The organism is Pseudomonas sp. 9.2(2024) (assembly GCF_039695385.1).
Lineage (GTDB): Bacteria > Pseudomonadota > Gammaproteobacteria > Pseudomonadales > Pseudomonadaceae > Aquipseudomonas > Aquipseudomonas paraglycinae.
Map to the genome: position 1 here is coordinate 2421940 of NZ_CP155585.1, position 19674 is coordinate 2441613.

The following is a 19674-nucleotide window of genomic DNA, read 5'->3' on the forward strand; positions in this document are numbered from 1 at the left end:
GGCAGCGACAATCAACATCTTCTCGCTGGCCGAGGAACGTTCAAACAAAGGAAGAGGCTATGGTTCAAGTTCGCAAACTGGTGTTAGCAATAGCGGCCGCCTCGGCGCTGTCCTCCGGTATGGCGCATGCCCTCGGGCTCGGGGAGCTGACCCTGAAGTCGACCCTGAACCAGCCGCTGGTGGCGGAAATCGAGCTGCTCGATGTCAAGGATCTGACCGCTGCCGAAGTGGTGCCGAGCCTGGCCTCGCCGGAAGATTTCGCCAAGGCCGGCGTCGATCGCCAGGCCTTCCTCAATGATCTGACCTTCACCCCGGTGCTCAACGCCAGCGGCAAAAGCGTGCTGCGCGTAACGTCGAGCAAGCCGCTGTCGGAACCGATGGTGAAATTCCTCGTGCAGGTAATGTGGCCGAACGGCCGTCTGCTACGTGATTACAGCGTGCTGCTGGATCCGTCGAAGTTCTCGCCGCAGACCGCTGATGCCGCCGCTCAGCCTGCGCCGGCACAAACCATCACCGCACCGACCACCGGCGCCACGCATTCGACCCACACCACCACGCCACGCGACACCCTGTGGGAAATCGCCGCCAAGGCGCGCACCGGCGGTTCGGTGCAGCAGACCATGCTGGCGATCCAGGCCTTGAACCCGGACGCGTTCATCGGCGGCAACATCAACCGCCTGAAAACCGGACAGGTGCTGCGTCTGCCGGATCAGGTGCAAAGCACCGCGCTGCCGCAGTCCAAAGCGATTGCTGAAGTGGCTGCGCAGAACGAAGCCTGGCGCCAGGGCCGTCGTTATGTGGCCAAGCCGGGCGCCGGTCAGCAGCAACTCGATGCGACCAATCGTGGCCGCGCCAATACCGGTGCTGCGCAAAACGCCAAGGACAACCTGAGCCTGGTGTCCGCCGAAAGCGCCAAGGCGCGTGGCAAGGGCCCGGCCGGCGACGCCAAGGCCCTGAGCAACAAACTGGCGGTGACCCAGGAAAGTCTCGACACCACCCGTCGTGACAACGAAGAACTGAAAAGCCGCATGGCCGATCTGCAAAGCCAGCTGGACAAGCTGCAGCGCCTGATCGAGCTGAAGAACAATCAACTGGCGAAAATGCAGGCCGAAGGCTCGGGCGCTGCTCCCGCGACCGCCGCCACTGCGCCAGTGGTGCCGGCGATCACCGCGGAACTGGCGGCCACGCCGCCGGCTACTCCGGCAGAGGCTGCTCCGGCCGCACCTGCACCTGAGGCTGCTGCTCCGGCACCGGTAGAGCCGGTTGTCGAGCCTGTGGTTGAAACCACGCCGGCCGCCAATGACGAAAAAACCTTCAACGAACTGCTGACCAATCCGATCCTGTTGGGTCTGGTCGGTGGCGGTGCAGTGGTTCTGCTGCTCCTGCTGTTGCTGCTGGCTCGTCGCCGCAAGGCCCAGCAGGAAGCCGAAAAACACCTGCGAATGGCCCGTGCCCTGGAGGAGCAATCGTTCTCCCAGGACCTCGATCTGCCGGAAAGCAGCTTCGAAGGTCTGGAAGTGCCAGCCGCCAGCGTCAAGCTGAACCCAGCCCCAGCCCCAGCCCCAGCCGCTGCTGCTGTAGTTGCGCCAGTCGTGATGGCCGAGCCGATCGCCGCGCCGTTGGTGGCGCCGGCCGCCGAGCGTTCCGACGACGTGCTGGACAAGGCGCAGTCGCACATCGACGGCGGTCGCCTGAATCAAGCGGCCGCGCTGCTGGAGGAGGGCGTGAGTCTGGAGCCGCAGCGCAGCGATCTGCGCCTGAAGCTGATGGAAGTCTACGGTCGTCAGGGTGATCGCGATGCCTTTGTCGGTCAGGAGCGCCAACTGGTTGCCAATGGCGACAACTTCGCCAAGGTCGAAGAGCTGAAAAGCCGCTTCCCGGCCATGGCGGTCGTCGCGGCCAGCGGTCTGGCGGCAGCGGCCATTGCCGCCGAGCTGGACGAGGATTACGTCAAGGAGCTGTTGCTCGACGAGCCTGAAGCGCCTGCTGCGGCAGATGCCGAACTGGACAGCGCTTTCGATCTGAGCCTCGACGATCTCGACAACATCACGCCAGTAGAGCCTGTGGCGGCTGTCGAGCCGGAAGCGCCGGTCGAACTCGACGCATTCCCGACTGACGACGACCTGAGCTTCGAATCGGTGCTGCAGCAGCAGACCGATATCAAGGAAAACCTCGACGACCTGTCGGACTTCGACCTGGATCTGGACCTCGGTGCCGATCCTGCGCCTGCGCCGGTCGAGCTGGCAGACGATGATTTCCTGCTGGATCTGGACGAAGGCGTGAAGGATCTGCCGCTGGTCGAAACCCCGGCCGTGACCGACGTGCCGCAGGACGATCTGGAGCTGCCAGCCGATTTCGACCTGTCCCTGGCCGACGAAATGGACGCGGCGCCTGCCGAGCCGGATGCGTTCGCCGCCGAACTGGACGACGTCAACGCCGAGCTGGATCGTCTGTCGAGCAGCATCAATGAGCCAAGCTTCACCGAAGCTGATGCCGCGTTGGGCGACGATCTGGGTGAGGATGACTTCGACTTCCTGTCCGGTACCGACGAAGCCGCGACCAAGCTCGATCTGGCTCAGGCCTACATCGACATGGGCGACAACGACGGCGCGCGCGATATCCTCAATGAAGTCATCAGCGAGGGCAACGACAAACAGAAGAGCGAAGCGAGCGAAATGCTTTCGCATCTGGCCTGAGTCGGCCTTCAGCGGTAAACAAAGCGGCAGCCCATGAGGCTGCCGTTTTTGTTTGGGTCTGGTTTCCCCGTCCCGTCGCCTTATAATGCCCGCCTTTGTAGATCAGCAGGCTGTCCCGACTTGGCAAACATAGATAACCCGGCCGCCGAAATGGCACCCGAAGGCTTTTTCCGCGTCGCGCTGGGCGTTGAATACAAGGGCTCGCGCTACAGCGGCTGGCAGCGCCAGTCCACCGGTGTGCTCACCGTGCAGGAAACCCTGGAAAAAGCCCTGTCGAAGGTCGCCGACTCGCCGATCTCGCTGCAATGTGCCGGGCGCACCGACGCCGGTGTGCATGCCTGCGGGCAAGTGGTGCATTTCGATACCCAGGTCGACCGTTCGCTGAAAGCCTGGGTCATGGGCGCCAACATCAATCTGCCCCACGACATCAGCGTCAGTTGGGCGAAGGTCATGCCGGCGCATTTCCATGCGCGATTCAAGGCGATTGCCCGGCGCTATCGCTACGTGATCTACAACGATCAGATCCGCCCGGCGCATCTCAACGAAGAAATCACCTGGAATCACCGTCCGCTGGACGTCGAGCGCATGGCCGAAGCCGCGCAGTACCTGATCGGTACCCATGATTTCAGCGCGTTCCGTGCCGGCCAGTGCCAGGCCAAGTCGCCGATCAAAAAGATGCATCATCTGCGCGTGACCCGTCACGGCAAAATGATCGTTCTGGACATCCGCGCCAATGCGTTCCTGCACCACATGGTGCGCAACATTGCCGGGGTGCTGATGACTATTGGCGCCGGCGAGCGGCCCGTGGAGTGGATGAAAGAAGTGCTGGAGAGCCGCGAGCGGCGTTCCGGCGGGGTCACGGCGCATCCGTTCGGCCTGTATCTGGTGCAGGTCGAGTACCACGACGAGTTCCCGTTGCCCGAGCGTTTCATCGGGCCACATTTCCTTACGGGTTTCTCGGAACTTGACGGCTGACGCCCTCGAACGCATTTGTTACCATCCGGGACTTTCTCGGATTTGCCTTGGGGTTTTTATCGACATGTCAGCCGTTCGCAGCAAGATTTGCGGGATTACCCGCATGGAAGATGCGTTGGCAGCCGTCGAGGCCGGGGCCGATGCCATCGGTTTTGTGTTCTACGCTAAAAGTCCCCGGGCCGTGACCGTGCAGCAGGCGCGGGCGGTCATCGCCGCCTTGCCGCCGTTCGTGACCACGGTCGGGTTGTTCGTCAATGCCAGCCGCTGCGAACTCGGGGAAATCCTCGATGCCGTGCCGCTGGATCTGCTGCAGTTCCACGGCGACGAAACCGCCGCCGAGTGTGAAGGCTGGCACCGGCCGTACATCAAGGCCTTGCGGGTCAAGGCAGGCGATGACATTGCCGCAGCCTGCGATGCCTACCCAAGCGCCAGCGGCGTGCTGCTCGACACTTATGTCGAAGGCGTGCCCGGCGGAACCGGCGAGGCGTTCGACTGGTCATTGATTCCGCAAGGCTTGAGCAAGCCGTTGATTCTGGCCGGCGGCCTGACGCCGGAGAACGTCGCCGATGCGATTGCCCGGGTGCGGCCGTATGCCGTGGATGTCAGCGGCGGGGTAGAGGCGAGCAAGGGCATCAAGGATCACGCAAAGATTCGTGCATTCATCAACGCCGTACGCTGATGTGACGGCTGGCAGACTGCCGCCGTCCACAGCTCTGTAGAAAAGAGGCTGAGGGTCTTTTCGGGGTGTACGCAGGTCAGTTCCGCTGACCCGGCAGTCCGGACGATCATCGCCACACATGAATTTAGCTGAAGGGCATACGCGGGGCCGCGAACCAGAGCGTTCGGGCCGCCGGTACTGGAGAAAGAAAGCATGAGCAACTGGTTGGTAGACAAGCTGATCCCTTCGATCATGCGTTCCGAGGTCAAGAAGAGCTCGGTCCCTGAAGGTCTGTGGCACAAATGCCCGTCCTGCGAGGCTGTGCTGTATCGTCCGGAGCTGGAAAAGACCCTGGACGTTTGCCCTAAGTGCAACCACCACATGCGCATCGGCGCACGTGCGCGCATCGACATCTTCCTGGACGCCGAAGGCCGTGCTGAACTGGGCGCCGATCTGGAGCCGGTTGACCGTCTGAAATTCCGCGACGGCAAGAAGTACAAGGACCGTCTGGTCGCCGCCCAGAAGCAGACCGGCGAGAAAGACGCACTGGTTTCCATGAGCGGCACTCTGCTGGGCATGCCGGTTGTGGTTTCGGCGTTCGAATTCAGCTTCATGGGCGGTTCCATGGGCGCCATCGTCGGTGAGCGCTTCGTACGCGCCGCCAACTACGCGCTGGAAAACCGTTGCCCGATGGTCTGCTTCTCCGCCTCCGGTGGCGCGCGGATGCAGGAAGCCCTGATCTCGCTGATGCAGATGGCCAAGACCTCGGCCGTGCTGGCGCGTCTGCGTGAAGAAGGCATTCCGTTCATCTCCGTGCTGACCGACCCGGTCTACGGCGGCGTTTCCGCCAGTCTGGCGATGCTGGGCGACGTGATCGTCGGCGAGCCTAAAGCCCTGATCGGCTTCGCCGGTCCACGCGTGATCGAGCAGACCGTGCGCGAAAAACTGCCGGAAGGCTTCCAGCGCAGCGAGTTCCTGCTGGAGCACGGCGCCATCGACCTGATCATCGACCGTCGCGAATTGCGTCCGCGTCTGGGCAACCTGCTGGCGCAACTGACCGGCAAGCCGACGCCTAAATTCGTTGCTGCGCCGATCGAGCCGATCGTCGTTCCGCCGGTGCCTGCCAACGTATGACCGAGCGCACCCTTGGCGAGTGGCTCGCCTACCTTGAACAGTTGCATCCATCGGCCATCGACATGGGGCTGGAGCGTTCGCAACAGGTAGCGTCCCGCATGGGACTGGGCCAGCCGGCGCCACGGGTGATTACGGTCACCGGCACCAACGGCAAGGGTTCGACCTGCGCTTTCGTGGCTTCATTGCTGCGGGCGCAGGGCCTGAACGTCGGTGTCTACAATTCTCCGCACCTGCTGCGTTACAACGAGCGGGTGCAGCTCAATGGCGTCGAAGCCACTGACGCGCAGCTGTGCGAAGCCTTCGCGGCGGTCGAAGCGGGGCGCGGCGAGACTTCCCTGACTTACTTCGAAATGGGCACTCTGGCGGCGTTCTGGCTGTTTCAACAGGCCGGGCTCGACGCGGTGGTGCTGGAAGTCGGGCTGGGCGGGCGTCTGGATACGGTCAACGTGGTCGATGCCGATATCGCGCTGGTCACCAGCATCGGTGTCGACCATGCCGATTACCTGGGCAATACCCGCGAATCCGTGGCCTTCGAGAAGGCCGGGATTTTCCGTCAGGGCAAGCCTGCGCTGTGCGGCGATCTGAATCCTCCACAACCCCTGCTGGACAAGGCGCGTGAGCTTGCTTGCCCGTTCTTCCTGCGCGGGCGGGATTTCGATCTCGGCATCACTGATCAATTCTGGCAGTGGCGCGGCACTAATGCTGACGGTCAGGTCGTCGAGCTGCGCGATTTGCCGCTGCTTGATCTGCCGATGGAAAACGCCGCGCTGGCGTTGCAGGCGTATCTGCTGCTCGGTTTGCCATGGGATGCCGAACAGATTGTTGCGGCGTTGCAGGCGACTCGCGTGGTCGGTCGCCTGGATCGTCGTTCGTTCGAATGGAACGGCAAGCGCTTGAATCTGCTGCTGGACGTTGGCCATAACCCGCATGCGGCGGAGTATCTGGCGCGGCGTCTGGCTGCTCGTCCACCGGTCGGCAAGCGTCTGGCGGTGTTCGGCCTGTTGGCGGACAAGGATCTGGACGGTGTCATCGGTGAATTGAATGCCAGCGTCCAGCATTGGGCGGTGGCGCCGCTGGATTCGCCGCGTGCGCGGCCGGTGGCTGAATTGAATGTTGCACTGCAGAACCTTGGCGCATCGGTCACGTCTTATGACAGTGTGGCGGCTGCGCTGGAAGGGCAGTGTGCAGTGGCCACCAGCGACGACGAGATCTTGCTGTTCGGATCATTTTATTGTGTCGCCGAGGCCCTCGAATGGCTGTCTCGGCGCTCCACGGAGGAAGCGGCAAATGGCTTTGCTGGATAAAGCGTACAAACAGCGCATGGTTGGTGCCCTGGTGCTGGTGGCGCTGGCGGTGATTTTCCTGCCGATGCTGTTTTCCCGTCAGGATGAGCAGCGTCAGGTGACCGTCGATGCGCCGGCCGCACCGCAAGCGCCTGCCGTGGCGCAGATCCAGATGGAAACCGTGGCCGTGCCCGAGCCGCAGGTTCTGCCGCAAGAGCCAGTGCCGAGCGATGACGAGGTCGCCGAGCAAGCGGCGCCAGCGGCGCCGATTGCTTCCGCCGCGCCAGCTCCGGCTCCGGCGCCGGTAGCCAAACCGGTTGCACCGGCTCCCGCTCCCGCTCCTGTGGTCAAGCCAACCACAGCCCCGGCTCAGCCGATCGCTGCGCTGTCTGCCAAACCGGATACCACTCAAAGCCGCGTCGATGCCAATGGCCTGTCGGTGAGCTGGTCGGTGCAACTGGCCAGTCTGTCGAGCCGCGCCAGCGCCGAAAGCCTGCAGAAAACCCTGCGCAGCCAGGGCTATAACGCTTACATCCGTTCCGCCGATGGCAAGAACCGGGTGTTCGTCGGTCCGCTGATCGAGCGTGCCGAAGCCGATCGCCTGCGCGATCTGCTGAGCCGTCAGCAGAACCTCAAGGGGTTTGTGGTGCGCTTCCAGCCCGAACGCGGCTGATATCTATCACCTCGATAGAAATGCACTGAAAATCGCAGCTTACCGACAGCCATGCGCTCTGCTAAAATGCGCCGCCTTATCCGTCTGTAGGCTGCACTGTGCCATTTACCTGGGTTGACTGGGCGATCGTTGCAATCATCGCCATTTCCGCTTTGATCAGTTTGAGCCGCGGCTTCGTCAAAGAAGCATTGTCGCTGGTGACCTGGATCATCGCAGGAGCCGTTGCCTGGATGTTCGGTGGCTCACTGTCCGAGTACCTCGCCGGATACATTCAAACACCGTCGGCTCGTGTGATCACGGGCTGTGCCATCATGTTTGTCGCCACACTGATCGTGGGCGCAATGATCAATTATCTTATCGGCGAGTTGGTTCGCGTCACCGGGTTGTCCGGGACCGATCGATTCCTCGGCATGGCCTTCGGCGCTGCGCGTGGCGTGTTGCTGGTGGTCGTGGCGGTCGGGCTGTTGAGCCTGGGGCCGGTACAGCAGGACGGGTGGTGGAAAGAATCACAGCTCGTGCCAAAGTTTCTATTGGTCGCAGACTGGTCCAAGAACCTGATTCTCGGGTGGAGCAGTCAGTGGCTTGCCAGCGGAATCAGCGTACCCGCTGATATTCCGTTCAAGGAGCAACTCTTGCCGTCGGCGAAAACGCCTCAGTGAGTGTTGTTCAGTTCAGATCCATTAAGTAGGGGTTGCGTCGCATGTGTGGCATCGTCGGTATCGTCGGTAAGTCGAACGTCAATCAGGCGCTGTATGACGCGCTAACCGTGCTCCAGCACCGCGGCCAGGACGCTGCCGGTATCGTGACCAGCCATGATGGCCGGTTGTTCTTGCGCAAGGACAATGGCCTGGTGCGTGACGTGTTTCAACAGCGTCACATGCAGCGCCTGGTCGGCCACATGGGGATCGGCCACGTCCGTTACCCGACTGCCGGCAGCTCGACCTCGGCCGAGGCTCAACCGTTCTACGTCAACTCGCCGTACGGCATCACCCTGGCGCACAACGGTAACCTGACCAACGTTGAACAGTTGGCCAAAGAGATCTACGAATCCGATCTGCGTCACGTCAACACCAGCTCCGACTCGGAAGTGTTGCTCAACGTGTTCGCCCACGAGCTGGCCCAGCGCGGCAAGCTGCAACCGACCGAAGAAGACGTGTTTGCCGCCGTGACCGACGTGCACAACCGTTGCGTCGGTGGCTACGCTGTCGTGGCGATGGTGACCGGTTACGGCATCGTCGGTTTCCGTGACCCGCACGGCATCCGCCCGATCGTGTTCGGCCAGCGTCACACCGACGAAGGCGTCGAGTACATGATCGCCTCCGAAAGCGTTTCGCTCGACGTGCTCGGCTTCACCCTGATCCGCGACCTGGCACCGGGCGAAGCGGTCTACATCACTGAAGACGGCAAGCTGCACACCCGTCAGTGCGCGACCAATCCGTCCCTGACCCCGTGCATTTTCGAACACGTCTACCTGGCGCGTCCGGACTCGATCATCGACGGCGTGTCGGTCTACAAGGCCCGTCTGCGCATGGGTGAGAAGCTGGCCGAGAAGATCCTGCGCGAGCGTCCGGAGCACGACATCGACGTGGTCATCCCGATTCCGGACACCAGCCGCACTGCCGCGCTGGAGCTGGCCAATCATCTGGGCGTGAAATTCCGCGAAGGCTTCGTCAAGAACCGTTACATCGGCCGTACCTTCATCATGCCCGGCCAGGCCGCGCGCAAGAAATCGGTACGCCAGAAGCTCAACGCCATCGAGCTGGAGTTCCGCGGCAAGAACGTGATGCTGGTGGATGACTCGATCGTTCGCGGCACCACCTGCAAGCAGATCATCCAGATGGCCCGCGAGGCCGGCGCGAAAAACGTCTACTTCTGCTCGGCGGCTCCGGCTGTTCGCTTCCCGAACGTGTACGGCATCGACATGCCGAGCGCTCACGAGCTGATCGCCCACAACCGTTCGACTCAGGATGTCGCTGATCTGATCGGCGCCGACTGGCTGATCTATCAGGACCTGCCTGACTTGATCGAAGCGGTCGGCGGCGGCAAGATCAAGATCGAAAACTTCGATTGCGCAGTGTTTGACGGCAAGTACGTCACCGGCGACGTCGACGAGGCTTACCTGAACAAGATCGAACAGGCACGCAACGATGCCTCGAAGGTCAAGACCCAGGCGGTCAGTGCGATCATCGATCTGTACAACAACTGAGTTTCAACCGGCCCTTAGGGGCCGGTTTTGTATCTGGCAAAAGACTTTTATTTATCGAGAACAGGGCAAGGAGTGACAGCATGAGTCAGGAATGGGATGCCGGTCGGCTGGACAGCGACCTCGAAGGCGTAGCGTTCGATACCCTGGCCGTACGTGCCGGTCAGCACCGTACGCCGGAAGGCGAGCACGGTGATCCGATGTTCTTCACTTCCAGCTACGTGTTCCGTACCGCCGCCGATGCGGCCGCACGGTTTGCCGGGGAAGTGCCGGGCAACGTTTACTCGCGTTACACCAACCCGACCGTTCGCGCGTTCGAAGAGCGTATTGCCGCGCTGGAAAGCGCCGAGCAAGCGGTTGCTACCGCCACGGGCATGGCTGCGATCATGGCGGTGGTGATGAGCCTGTGCAGCGCCGGCGACCATGTGCTGGTGTCGCGCAGCGTGTTCGGTTCGACCATCAGCCTGTTCGAAAAGTACTTCAAGCGCTTCGGCGTGGAAGTTGATTACGTGCCGCTGGCCGATCTGTCGGCCTGGGACGCAGCGATCAAGTCCAACACCAAATTGCTGTTCGTCGAGTCGCCGTCCAATCCGTTGGCTGAGCTGGTGGATATCACCGCGCTGTCGGAAATCGCGCACGCCAAGGGTGCGATGCTGGTGGTCGACAACTGCTTCTGCACGCCTGCCTTGCAGCAGCCGCTGAAGTTGGGCGCAGACATCGTTGTGCACTCGGCCACCAAGTTCATCGATGGCCAGGGCCGTTGCATGGGCGGCGTGGTTGCCGGTCGCAGCGAGCAGATGAAAGAAATCGTCGGTTTCCTGCGTACCGCTGGGCCGACCCTGAGCCCGTTCAATGCCTGGATCTTCCTCAAAGGTCTGGAAACCCTGAACCTGCGGATGAAGGCGCACTGCGCCAACGCCCAGCAATTGGCCGAATGGCTGGAGCAGCAGGAAGGTATCGAGAAGGTGCATTACGCCGGACTCAAGAGCCATCCGCAGCACGAGCTGGCCCAGCGTCAGCAGAAGGGTTTTGGTGCGGTGGTGAGCTTTGAGGTCAAGGGCGGCAAAGAGGGCGCCTGGCGCTTCATCGATGCGACCCGTTTGATTTCGATCACGGCCAACCTGGGTGACAGCAAAACCACCATCACCCACCCGAGCACCACGTCCCACGGCCGTCTGGCGCCGCAGGAGCGTGAGGCAGCCGGCATTCGTGACAGCCTGATCCGTATCGCGGTCGGTCTGGAAGATGTCGCTGACCTGCAAGCCGACCTGTCGCGCGGTCTGGCGGCGTTGTGATCGAGTTGTCTACGCCAAAGATCGGCACCCATGGCCGCGTTGCATTGGTCACGGGTGCCGCGCGCGGGATCGGTCTGGGCATCGCTGCGTGGCTGATCAGCGAAGGCTGGCAGGTGGTGTTGACGGACCTGGATCGTACACGGGGTTCGAAAGTGGCGAAGGTGTTGGGTGAGAACGCCTGGTTCATCGCCATGGACGTCGCGGACGAAAGCCAGGTGGCGTTGGGTGTCGCTGAGGTGCTGGGGCAGTTTGGTCGTCTGGATGCGTTGGTGTGCAATGCTGCCGTGGCGGACCCCCACAACATCACGCTGGAAAGTCTCGATCTGGCTTACTGGAATCGGGTGTTGGCGGTGAACCTCGGTGGGCCGATGTTGCTGGCAAAGCACTGTGCGCCATATCTGCGTGCGCACAACGGGGCGATCGTCAATCTGGCCTCGACCCGAGCGGCGCAGTCGGAGCCTGATACGGAGGCCTATGCGGCGAGCAAGGGCGGTTTGCTGGCGCTGACTCACGCACTGGCGATCAGTCTCGGGCCGGAGATTCGCGTCAATGCGGTCAGTCCTGGATGGATCGATGCGCGGGACCCTTCCGCCCGACGCGCGGAGCCGTTGACCGATGCCGATCATGCCCAGCATCCGGCGGGCAGGGTAGGGACGGTCGAGGATGTGGCGGCGATGGTGGCGTGGTTGCTGTCGAAGAATGCAGGGTTTGTGACGGGGCAGGAATTCGTGGTCGATGGCGGCATGACCAAGAAGATGATTTATAAGGAATGAAGCAATTTCGTCTTTTTTAGAAAAACTTCAATCCTGCTATTGACTTAGGTTCGCTACCTGCGTAAATTTCGCGGCCTCGGAGATGCAAACGGGTGATTAGCTCAGCTGGGAGAGCGTCTGCCTTACAAGCAGAATGTCGGCGGTTCGATCCCGTCATCACCCACCACTCCCGAGATACTTGCGTAAGCAAGAGCGTAGGCTGAAAGTGCCTGCACCGACGCGCAGCGGTAGTTCAGTCGGTTAGAATACCGGCCTGTCACGCCGGGGGTCGCGGGTTCGAGTCCCGTCCGCTGCGCCATATTTAACGAGTCAGACAATGTCTGGTTCGCGATTGAAAAGCACCGAAGCTTTCAGTCAAACGAGTTACTTGAGCGTCAGCTCAAAGCGATACGCAGCGGTAGTTCAGTCGGTTAGAATACCGGCCTGTCACGCCGGGGGTCGCGGGTTCGAGTCCCGTCCGCTGCGCCATATCTGTTTCAAGGATCACTGAACGCCTTGAAACACCGAAAGCAACCTCGGGTTGATTCGGCATCGATAGCAAAGACCCTGGTCGAAAGACCGGGGTTTTTTGTGTCTGAAATTTGACCTTTCCCAAATTCCTCCCTTCTAGCCGGCGACGAAGCCTAGCCGTGGCTCGTTCGATGCCGCCGGGCAATCTACCTGTGTCTCTGAGTCGCTGCGATGCAATACCGCATTGATTTTTTGATTCTTTGGTCAAATTTTTGTAACTGGTTGTTTGCTGCGAGCTCAGAAACCTATAAAGTTAACCTTTCGGTCAGCTTTGCACTGTCATCACGCCCTTTGCTTCGTCAAAAAGGGCTTCTGCAAGACTCGAGATTCCCAGTAGATAACCAGAAGGGCGGATCCATAACCGTCCAGAGGATGATCCATGTCCAACCGTGAAATATCCCGGCGCTCGTTCCTCCAGGGCGGGCTGGTGGCGGGTGTGAGCGTTACGCTCACGCCGCTCAGCAGTCAGGCGCTCGGTGCCTTGATGGAAAACAGCGTGACCGTGCCGTCCGAGCAGTGGCTCGGCAACAACGGCAAGGCGCGCCAGCGTAATGATGCCTTGTCCAAGGTCTGCGGCAGCAAGGTGTTTGCCCGCGACATCCGTTCCAAGGACATGCCGGGCTGGCCCCAGCAGCAAGGCCACGCCATGTTGCTGAAAACCATCAAGGCCGACCGCATCTACGACGGTTACGACCTGTCGTGGCTCGGCGCCGATCTGCAGCCTGATCGTATCGTTACCGCCGCCGACCTGGACAAGGACGGCATCGTGTTCCCTGAAGAGCACGCACCGGATCCGCTGCTGCCGGAAGGCAAAGTGCCGATGTTCATCGGCCACCCGGTTGCGATCCTGATCTGGAACGACTTCGAGCGTTTCCGCCAGGCCAAGAACAAACTCAAATTCAATGACAAAGCGATTCGTTACGGTGCGCAAGTACCGTTCTACGAAGGCGATCCCTATGGCAGTTTTCGCTACGTGCGCGTCGGTGGCCCGACGTCGGCGGACGAAGACGAGTTCGCCAGCCTCAAGGACTCGATCCTGTTCCCGATGCTGAAAAACCGTCGTCCGGTGTGGAATTCCCAGCCGAACCTGCACGGCAACCTGACCGAGCGCGGCCTGTTCTACGCCGATCGCATGAAAAAAGAGATCGACACCCCCCCGGACAACTGGCTGGTGTTCGACGAACGCTACAAAACCCCGTCAATCGAACCCGCTGCGATGGAGCCGGACAACGGCAACGGCTGGTACGACCCGGCGACCAAGACCCTGCATTTCGTCGTCGCCACTCAGTGCCCGCTGGAAACCGCCACCGAGACCGCGAAGATGATCGGGCCGTCGCGTTTCGGCCTGGCGAACCTGAACATGCACCCGGGCTACACCGTCGGTTACGGCTCCAAAGACCACAATATTTTCGTCTACTACGCGGCCCTGGCGGCGTTGTACGGCGCAGGTGTGCCGATTCGCCTGGCCAACGACCGCTACGAGCAGTTCCAGAGCGGCATCAAGCGTCACCCGTTCGACATCCGCTACCAATTGGCAGTGGACAAGACCGATCACAGCTTCAAGATTTTCCGTGCCGAGATGAGCGTCGACGGTGGCGGCCGGATCAACTACAGCCCGTCGGTGGCCGCCGTTGGCGCTACTGCGGCGCAGTCGATCTACTACATGCCGCAGAACGACCTGCAGGTCACCGCTTACCATTCCCGCGCCGTTGAAGCAGGTTCGATGCGCGGCTACGGCACGCTGCAGAGCATGGCCTCCACCGAAATGATGGTCGACGAAATCGCCGATCGCCTTGGTGTCGACGCCATTGATCTGCGCCGCAAGAACGCGCTGCGCTCGGGAATGAAAAACACTCAGGGCGCGATCCCGGCCGGTGCGTTGCGCCTGCACGAGATTCTCGACAAGGCTTCGCTGCACGAAGTCTGGAAAAACCGCGACGCGATCAAAAAGCAGCGCGAAGCGGCAGACCCGGACAACTGGTACGGCGTAGGTTTCGCCATTTGCCAGAAAGACTTCGGCACCGGTTCCGAAGCGCCGATGGCCAGCATCGAGTTCACCGCTGACGGGCGCATTTCCCTGCGTCACATCGGCATCGAGATCGGCACCGGCATGTCCACCTCGCAAGCGTTGGTGGTGGCTGATTTCCTCGGCAGCGCGGCTCACGATGTGAAGACCGGTGAAACCGAGTGGGATGAAATGCAGTTGGTCACCGCCGGCAACCCTTACATCATGAGTCAGGCCGAGCAGGACAACTTCCTGCGCAATCCGCGCTGGGTCGGCAAGCTGGCATCGGCCTCGTCCGCGACCAACTCCGCCTACTACTTCAGCCACGCCACCCGTGAAGCGGCGCGCGTGCTGTTCAACCACGGTCTGTGGCCGGCGGCGCTGGAGATCTGGCGTCAGGGCCCGTACGGCGGCCAGGCCAACCCTTACGTGGTGCGTCGCGAAGATGCGCACTGGGTCGACGGCAAACTGACCGCCAACGGCATGCAGCCGCTGACCTTCGAAGAGCTGGCCAAGCGTGCTCACGAGCGCGGTCTGGTCACTGGCGCCACGGTTCACGGTTTTAACCGCTGGAGCTGGGCCGAAGCCGAATACAGCATCGACGGCGTGCGCGAGCGTCTGCCGCTTGACGGTCTGGCGGTGAAGTACGGCGACGGCGCTCCTAAGGCGAAGAAAGCGCAGATGACCAGCGCAGGTTTCCACCTGCTGGATCGGCAGAGCATCGCCTACCCGGTGGTTCAGTTGAACAACGCCGCCGTGACCTACTACAGCCCAGTCGCAACGCTGGTCGAGTTGAAGGTCAACAAAGGTTCGGCAGAAGTCGAAGTGCTCAACCATCACTCGTGGCTGGAATGCGGCCGGGTGCTGGTCGAAGAACTGGTTCGTGGCCAGCTCGAAGGCGGGATCGCCATGGGCATCGGTCACGCCTTGATGGAAGAGATGCCGTTGTACGAAGGCGGGCCGGGGGAGGGTGACTGGAACTTCAACCGTTATCGCCTGCCGATGGCGCGCCACGTGGCTGTTTGGAAACAGACGTCGGAAATCCTGCCGCCGCTGTCCCCAAGTGACCCGTCCAAAGGCATCGCCGAAGTGGTGATGATCCCGGTGGTCGGTGCCATCGGTAACGCCGTGGCCCACGCCATCGGTAAACGTGTTCGCGATCTGCCAATCACTGCTGCGCGCATCAAGGAGGCCCTCAATGGCTAACCGTCCGCTTCAACTGACCCTCAACGGTCAATCCGTCGGCCCGGTGGACATCCCTGATGACCTACCGATGATCGATTACCTGCACGAATACAAGAACCTCACCGGTTCGCGCCTGGGCTGCGGCCAGGGCATCTGCCACGCCTGCGTGGTGATCGTCGACAACCCGGACGGCACCAGCGAAGAAGTGCGCACCTGCATCACTGGCGCGCATTACTTTGAGGGCAAGAAAGTCCGCACCATCGAAGGTCACGCCAAGCGCGACGAGCAGGGCCAAGTCACCGAACTGAACCCGATCCAGCAGCGTTTCGTCGACGAATTCGCCTTCCAGTGCAGCTATTGCGCGCCGGGCTTCGTCAACGCCGCGACCGTGCTGGTGGAAAAGCTGCAACGCCAGCCAATCGTCAAAAGCAAACTGGAACAAGTCATCGAGGACAGCCTCGGCCATCACGTCTGCCGTTGCACCGGGTACGTGCGTTACTACAACGCCACCCGCAACGTGCTGACCGATCTCGGCCTGGTCAAGGAGGGTTAAGCATGAAGCAATTACTGACCCGCCTGACCCTGGCGGTCGGGCTGGCTGTGCCTGTGTTGGCGGTGCACGCGGATGATCAGGTCAAGCGCGGCGAATACCTCGCCCGCGCGGCCGACTGCATGGCGTGCCACACGGCGCCCGGCGGCGCGCCATTTGCTGGCGGCCTGCCGATCGTGTCGCCGTTCGGCACGATCTACGGCACCAACATCACTCCAAGCAAAGAGCACGGCATCGGTTTGTACAACGACGACGAGTTTTTCGCTGCGCTGACTGAAGGCAAGCGCCGTGACGGCGCGAACCTATATCCGGCGATGCCGTACACCTCGTATCACTTGATGCCGCGTGCGGATTCGGATGCGATTCACGCGTATCTGAAAACCATCGAGCCAATCGAGCGTGCAGCGCCGGTGACGAGTCTGAGCTTTCCGTTCAACGTGCGTCCGGGCTTGATCGGCTGGAACATGATGTACGGCAAAGCCTTGAAGCTCGAATCTGCCGAAGGCAAAAGCGACGCCTGGAAACGCGGCCAGTACATGGTCGAAGTGCTCGGCCATTGCGGCGAATGCCATACGCCACGCGGCCTGCCGGGCGCGATGCAACTGGACAAGCGCCTGACCGGCGGCATCCTCAACGGCTATCTGGCACCGAGCCTGCTGGCCACTGATCTGGCGGCCCGCGGCTGGAACCATCAGGACCTGAGCACGTTCCTCAAGCACGGCATGAGCGCCCAGGGCACGATGTTCAACGAGATGTTCCCGGTGTTCCACAACAGCACTCAGGGCCTGAATGATCCGGATCTGGCGGCGATGGCGACGTTCCTGCTCGGCGACAAGCCTCCGGCGGCGAAAGAGCTGGCCGACGTGCCGTTGGAAAAACTCAGTGCCAGCGCTCAACGCGGTCGTCAGGAATACTTGAACGTCTGCGCCGGCTGTCACGCGGCCGGTGGCGAGGGTAAGCCGCACATCGCGGTGGCCATGCGCGGCAACACCACGCTGCGTCTGGAAGACCCGCGCAACCTGTTGCGAGTGATCGAGGATGGTATCGGCGAGCAGAAATTCGCCGGATTCGAACACATGCAGCCGATGCCGGGTTTCGCCGACAAGCTGAGTGCTGATCAACTGACCGATCTGCTGAACTACCTGCGTCAGGGTTGGGGTGGTCAGTCGGCCGAGCTGGCGGTCAGCGATATGCAGAAGCTTCAGGCTGACGCCCCGTCCATCGAGCACAAGGCGCACTGATCATGCAGCATCTCGATCTGCAGGTTGTGCGTCGGGCGCTGGAGTGGTCGACGGCGGGGCAGCGCATCTGGCTTTGCACCGTGCTGACCACCTACGGTTCGGCGCCGCGCGCGCCGGGTTCACTGCTGGCGGTGAACGATGGCGGGCAGTGGATCGGGTCGCTGTCCGGTGGTTGCGTCGAGGAAGACTTTCTCGAGCGCGTCGCCGAAGGTGCGTTTCTCGATGCGATCAATGTCGTCCGTTATGGCGAAGGTGACGATCCACGTTCGCGGGTCAGCCTGCCGTGCGGCGGCATTCTCGATGTGCTGGTAGAGAAATTTGACGCGAGCTGCGATGTGCAGGCGCACCTGCGTGAACTCGAATCGGCGTTGCTGGGGCAGCGCCGGTTGATTCGCGAGGTCGATCTGGCCACGGGCGCGCGTAGCCTGTTTGCCGATCGCGAACAAGGTGCGCGGATCGAGCGTGAAATCGACCGGGTGCGGATCCGCATCGGCGCCGCTCAGCGTTTGTTGCTGGCGGGGTATTCCAGCGTGGCGCAGGCGTGTGCGGAGTTCGCGGTGGGTCTTGGCTTCGAAGTGATTCTCTGCGACCCGCGTGATGAGGTGCTGGAAGGCGTGGTGCTCAATGGCGTGGAGATCCGCCGGCAATTGCCGTCGGTGTTTATCGCCGATGGTGGTTGTCACCGGGATACGGCGGTGGTGGCGTTGACCCACGATCCGCGTATCGACGATCTGGCGATGATGGAAGCGGTGCGTACCGAAGCGTTCTACATTGGCGTAATGGGTTCGCAGCAGACGTCGCAGAAGCGCTTCGAGCGATTGCGCCGGATTGGCGGTCTGGGGGAAAGCGAACTGGCGCGGATTCATGCGCCGATCGGTCTTAACCTCGGCAGCAAGACGCCGTCGGAAATCGCTTTGGCGGTGCTCGCGGATATCCTGCGGATTCGCAGCGGGATTGCGCGGGATCAGTTGTGATTTGAGCTGAATGTAAAAAGGGCCGCTATTCAGCGGCCCTTTTTTTGGCTCGTCAGAAACCGAGCTTGTCGCGCAGTCCGTAGTACCACGCGCCCAGCGCGGCAAACGGTGTGCGCAGCAGTTGCCCGCCGGGGAACGGGTAGTGCGGCAAGTCGGCAAACGCATCGAAGCGCTCGGCTTGCCCGCGCAGCGCCTCGGCCAATACCTTGCCGGCCAGATGCGTGTAGGTCACGCCGTGGCCGCTGCAGCCCTGGGAGTAATAGATGTTGTCGCCCAGGCGCCCAACCTGAGGCAGACGCGACAGGGTCAGCAGGAAATTGCCGGTCCAGGCGTAGTCGATCTTCACGTCCTTGAGCTGCGGGAAGGCCTTGAGCATTTTCGGGCGGATGATCGCCTCGATGTTTGCCGGATCCCGTGCGCCATACACCACACCGCCGCCGAAGATCAGACGTTTGTCGCCGGTGAGGCGGTAGTAGTCGAGCAGGTAGTTGCAGTCTTCGACGCAGTAGTCCTGCGGCAGAAGGGATTTCGCCAGCTCATCGCCCAATGGCTCGGTGGTGATGACCTGAGTGCCGCACGGCATCGATTTGGCCGCCAGTTCCGGCACCAGATTGCCGAGGTAGGCGTTGCCGGCCACGATGATGAATTTGGCTCTGACCTTGCCCTGCGGTGTATGCACGACCGGATTGGCGCCGCGTTCGATGCGTACGGCCGGCGACTGTTCATAGATGGTGCCGCCCAGGGATTCCACGGCAGCAGCTTCGCCCAATGCCAGGTTAAGCGGGTGGATATGGCCACCGCTCATGTCGAGCATGCCGCCGACGTATTGATCGCAGGCGACCACTTCACGGATGCGGCGCTGATCGAGCAGTTCCAGTCGGGTATGGCCGAAGCGTTCCCACAGGCGCTTCTGCGATTCGAGGTGGCCCATTTGCTTGGCGGTGAGGGCGGCGAATACGCCACCGTCTTTCAGGTCGCACTGGATGTTGTACTTGCTGACGCGTTCACGAATGATCCGGCCGCCCTCGAACGCCATCTGCCCGAGCAGTTGTGCCTGTTTCGGGCCGACGCTGCGTTCGATCACATCGATGTCACGGCTGTAGCTGTTGACGATTTGTCCGCCATTGCGCCCCGAAGCGCCGAAGCCGACCCTGGCGGCTTCCAGCACGGTCACGCGAAACCCGTTCTCCAGCAGGAACAGGGCCGAGGAAAGTCCCGTATAACCAGCGCCGATCACACAGACATCCGTCTCCACGTCATCCTGCAGGGCAGGGCGTGGTGGCACGGCGTTGGCCGACGCAGCGTAATAAGACTCTGGGTAAGGGGTGTTTGCCATCCTGCAGCCTCTGTTTAATATATTTTACGACTGCAGCGATCCTACCCCAGTTGAAAAACCTCCGCCAGCCACCGGGAAATCTTCTTGCGGCGGGTCGAAATTAAATATTTTGCATATTCATAGGGTTAGGTGAAAAAAAGGTGTTGACACCCCTTCGGAATTCCGTAGAATGCCGCCTCACAG

Annotated in this window: 15 protein-coding genes and 3 tRNA genes; 17 read left to right on the forward strand and 1 reads right to left on the reverse strand. The window is 61.6% G+C overall.

Features of this window, described 5'->3' with window-relative positions; all coding sequences use genetic code 11:
- Positions 1 to 59 precede the first annotated feature (59 nt).
- The 17 genes from ABFB52_RS10845 to ABFB52_RS10925 all read left to right on the forward strand — a co-directional run bounded on the left by ABFB52_RS10845 (position 60) and on the right by ABFB52_RS10925 (position 18155).
- Positions 60 to 2696, forward strand: a complete 2637-nt coding sequence (locus tag ABFB52_RS10845) for a FimV/HubP family polar landmark protein (RefSeq protein ID WP_102717963.1) — start codon at positions 60 to 62, stop codon at positions 2694 to 2696.
- Positions 2697 to 2846: 150 nt separating this feature from the next.
- The gene (gene truA / locus ABFB52_RS10850; protein ID WP_085607862.1) at positions 2847 to 3671 is read left to right on the forward strand and encodes a tRNA pseudouridine(38-40) synthase TruA; all 825 of its coding nucleotides are present in this window, start codon (positions 2847 to 2849) and stop codon (positions 3669 to 3671) included.
- A gap of 64 nt (positions 3672 to 3735) precedes the next feature.
- Entirely contained in the window at positions 3736 to 4350 is a 615-nt protein-coding gene (locus tag ABFB52_RS10855) for a phosphoribosylanthranilate isomerase (protein ID WP_129974334.1), read from the forward strand.
- Between the two features lie 192 nt (positions 4351 to 4542).
- Positions 4543 to 5463 carry an acetyl-CoA carboxylase, carboxyltransferase subunit beta gene (accD, locus tag ABFB52_RS10860; RefSeq protein ID WP_064378840.1) on the forward strand — a complete coding sequence of 307 codons (921 nt, stop codon included), beginning with the start codon at positions 4543 to 4545 and terminating at the stop codon, positions 5461 to 5463.
- Positions 5460 to 6767, forward strand: coding sequence for a bifunctional tetrahydrofolate synthase/dihydrofolate synthase (gene folC / locus ABFB52_RS10865; RefSeq protein ID WP_129974335.1), 1308 nt, complete (start codon positions 5460 to 5462; stop codon positions 6765 to 6767). Before accD ends, folC begins: the two co-directional genes overlap by 4 nt.
- Entirely contained in the window at positions 6751 to 7419 is a 669-nt protein-coding gene (locus tag ABFB52_RS10870; RefSeq protein WP_102687011.1) for an SPOR domain-containing protein, read from the forward strand. Before folC ends, ABFB52_RS10870 begins: the two co-directional genes overlap by 17 nt.
- Before the next feature lie 98 nt (positions 7420 to 7517).
- Positions 7518 to 8078, forward strand: coding sequence for a CvpA family protein (locus ABFB52_RS10875; protein ID WP_007956464.1), 561 nt, complete (start codon positions 7518 to 7520; stop codon positions 8076 to 8078).
- A 41-nt stretch (positions 8079 to 8119) separates the two neighbouring features.
- Positions 8120 to 9625: an amidophosphoribosyltransferase gene (purF, locus tag ABFB52_RS10880; protein WP_007956466.1), complete on the forward strand. Its 1506-nt coding sequence runs from the start codon at positions 8120 to 8122 to the stop codon at positions 9623 to 9625.
- Between the two features lie 80 nt (positions 9626 to 9705).
- Positions 9706 to 10917 carry an O-succinylhomoserine sulfhydrylase gene (locus ABFB52_RS10885; protein ID WP_085747827.1) on the forward strand — a complete coding sequence of 404 codons (1212 nt, stop codon included), beginning with the start codon at positions 9706 to 9708 and terminating at the stop codon, positions 10915 to 10917.
- The gene (locus ABFB52_RS10890) at positions 10914 to 11690 is read left to right on the forward strand and encodes an SDR family oxidoreductase (RefSeq protein WP_129974336.1); all 777 of its coding nucleotides are present in this window, start codon (positions 10914 to 10916) and stop codon (positions 11688 to 11690) included. The genes ABFB52_RS10885 and ABFB52_RS10890 overlap by 4 nt, the downstream gene beginning before the upstream one ends.
- A gap of 90 nt (positions 11691 to 11780) precedes the next feature.
- Positions 11781 to 11856: transfer RNA gene (locus ABFB52_RS10895), tRNA-Val, on the forward strand.
- Positions 11857 to 11911: 55 nt separating this feature from the next.
- Positions 11912 to 11988, forward strand: a tRNA-Asp gene (locus tag ABFB52_RS10900).
- Positions 11989 to 12081: 93 nt separating this feature from the next.
- Positions 12082 to 12158, forward strand: a tRNA-Asp gene (locus ABFB52_RS10905).
- A gap of 421 nt (positions 12159 to 12579) precedes the next feature.
- Positions 12580 to 15411 (forward strand): xanthine dehydrogenase family protein molybdopterin-binding subunit, encoded by a 2832-nt coding sequence (locus ABFB52_RS10910; RefSeq protein WP_129973561.1) that lies wholly within the window; start codon positions 12580 to 12582, stop codon positions 15409 to 15411.
- On the forward strand, positions 15404 to 15943 hold the full coding sequence (locus ABFB52_RS10915; RefSeq protein WP_007956473.1) for a (2Fe-2S)-binding protein: 540 nt from the start codon (positions 15404 to 15406) through the stop codon (positions 15941 to 15943). The genes ABFB52_RS10910 and ABFB52_RS10915 overlap by 8 nt, the downstream gene beginning before the upstream one ends.
- A gap of 2 nt (positions 15944 to 15945) precedes the next feature.
- Positions 15946 to 17181, forward strand: coding sequence for a cytochrome c (locus ABFB52_RS10920; RefSeq protein WP_129973560.1), 1236 nt, complete (start codon positions 15946 to 15948; stop codon positions 17179 to 17181).
- 2 nt (positions 17182 to 17183) lie between these two features.
- Positions 17184 to 18155, forward strand: a complete 972-nt coding sequence (locus tag ABFB52_RS10925; protein WP_102717967.1) for an XdhC family protein — start codon at positions 17184 to 17186, stop codon at positions 18153 to 18155.
- A 52-nt stretch (positions 18156 to 18207) separates the two neighbouring features.
- Here ABFB52_RS10925 and ABFB52_RS10930 read toward each other — a convergent pair whose 3' ends face one another.
- Positions 18208 to 19491, reverse strand: a complete 1284-nt coding sequence (locus ABFB52_RS10930; RefSeq protein ID WP_129973559.1) for an FAD-binding oxidoreductase — start codon at positions 19489 to 19491, stop codon at positions 18208 to 18210.
- Positions 19492 to 19674: the final 183 nt, after the last annotated feature.

What these genes read in the sequence shown, in the direction of transcription:
- ABFB52_RS10915 (WP_007956473.1), top strand. Translation starts at nt 15,404, where the DNA reads ATGGCTAACCGTCCGCTTCAACTGACCCTCAACGGTCAATCCGTCGGC.
- ABFB52_RS10910 (WP_129973561.1), top strand. Translation starts at nt 12,580, where the DNA reads ATGTCCAACCGTGAAATATCCCGGCGCTCGTTCCTCCAGGGCGGGCTG.
- ABFB52_RS10930 (WP_129973559.1), bottom strand. Translation starts at nt 19,491, where the DNA reads ATGGCAAACACCCCTTACCCAGAGTCTTATTACGCTGCGTCGGCCAAC.
- ABFB52_RS10845 (WP_102717963.1), top strand. Translation starts at nt 60, where the DNA reads ATGGTTCAAGTTCGCAAACTGGTGTTAGCAATAGCGGCCGCCTCGGCG.
- ABFB52_RS10920 (WP_129973560.1), top strand. Translation starts at nt 15,946, where the DNA reads ATGAAGCAATTACTGACCCGCCTGACCCTGGCGGTCGGGCTGGCTGTG.
- ABFB52_RS10870 (WP_102687011.1), top strand. Translation starts at nt 6,751, where the DNA reads ATGGCTTTGCTGGATAAAGCGTACAAACAGCGCATGGTTGGTGCCCTG.
- folC (WP_129974335.1), top strand. Translation starts at nt 5,460, where the DNA reads ATGACCGAGCGCACCCTTGGCGAGTGGCTCGCCTACCTTGAACAGTTG.
- accD (WP_064378840.1), top strand. Translation starts at nt 4,543, where the DNA reads ATGAGCAACTGGTTGGTAGACAAGCTGATCCCTTCGATCATGCGTTCC.
- ABFB52_RS10855 (WP_129974334.1), top strand. Translation starts at nt 3,736, where the DNA reads ATGTCAGCCGTTCGCAGCAAGATTTGCGGGATTACCCGCATGGAAGAT.
- ABFB52_RS10885 (WP_085747827.1), top strand. Translation starts at nt 9,706, where the DNA reads ATGAGTCAGGAATGGGATGCCGGTCGGCTGGACAGCGACCTCGAAGGC.
- ABFB52_RS10925 (WP_102717967.1), top strand. Translation starts at nt 17,184, where the DNA reads ATGCAGCATCTCGATCTGCAGGTTGTGCGTCGGGCGCTGGAGTGGTCG.
- purF (WP_007956466.1), top strand. Translation starts at nt 8,120, where the DNA reads ATGTGTGGCATCGTCGGTATCGTCGGTAAGTCGAACGTCAATCAGGCG.
- truA (WP_085607862.1), top strand. Translation starts at nt 2,847, where the DNA reads ATGGCACCCGAAGGCTTTTTCCGCGTCGCGCTGGGCGTTGAATACAAG.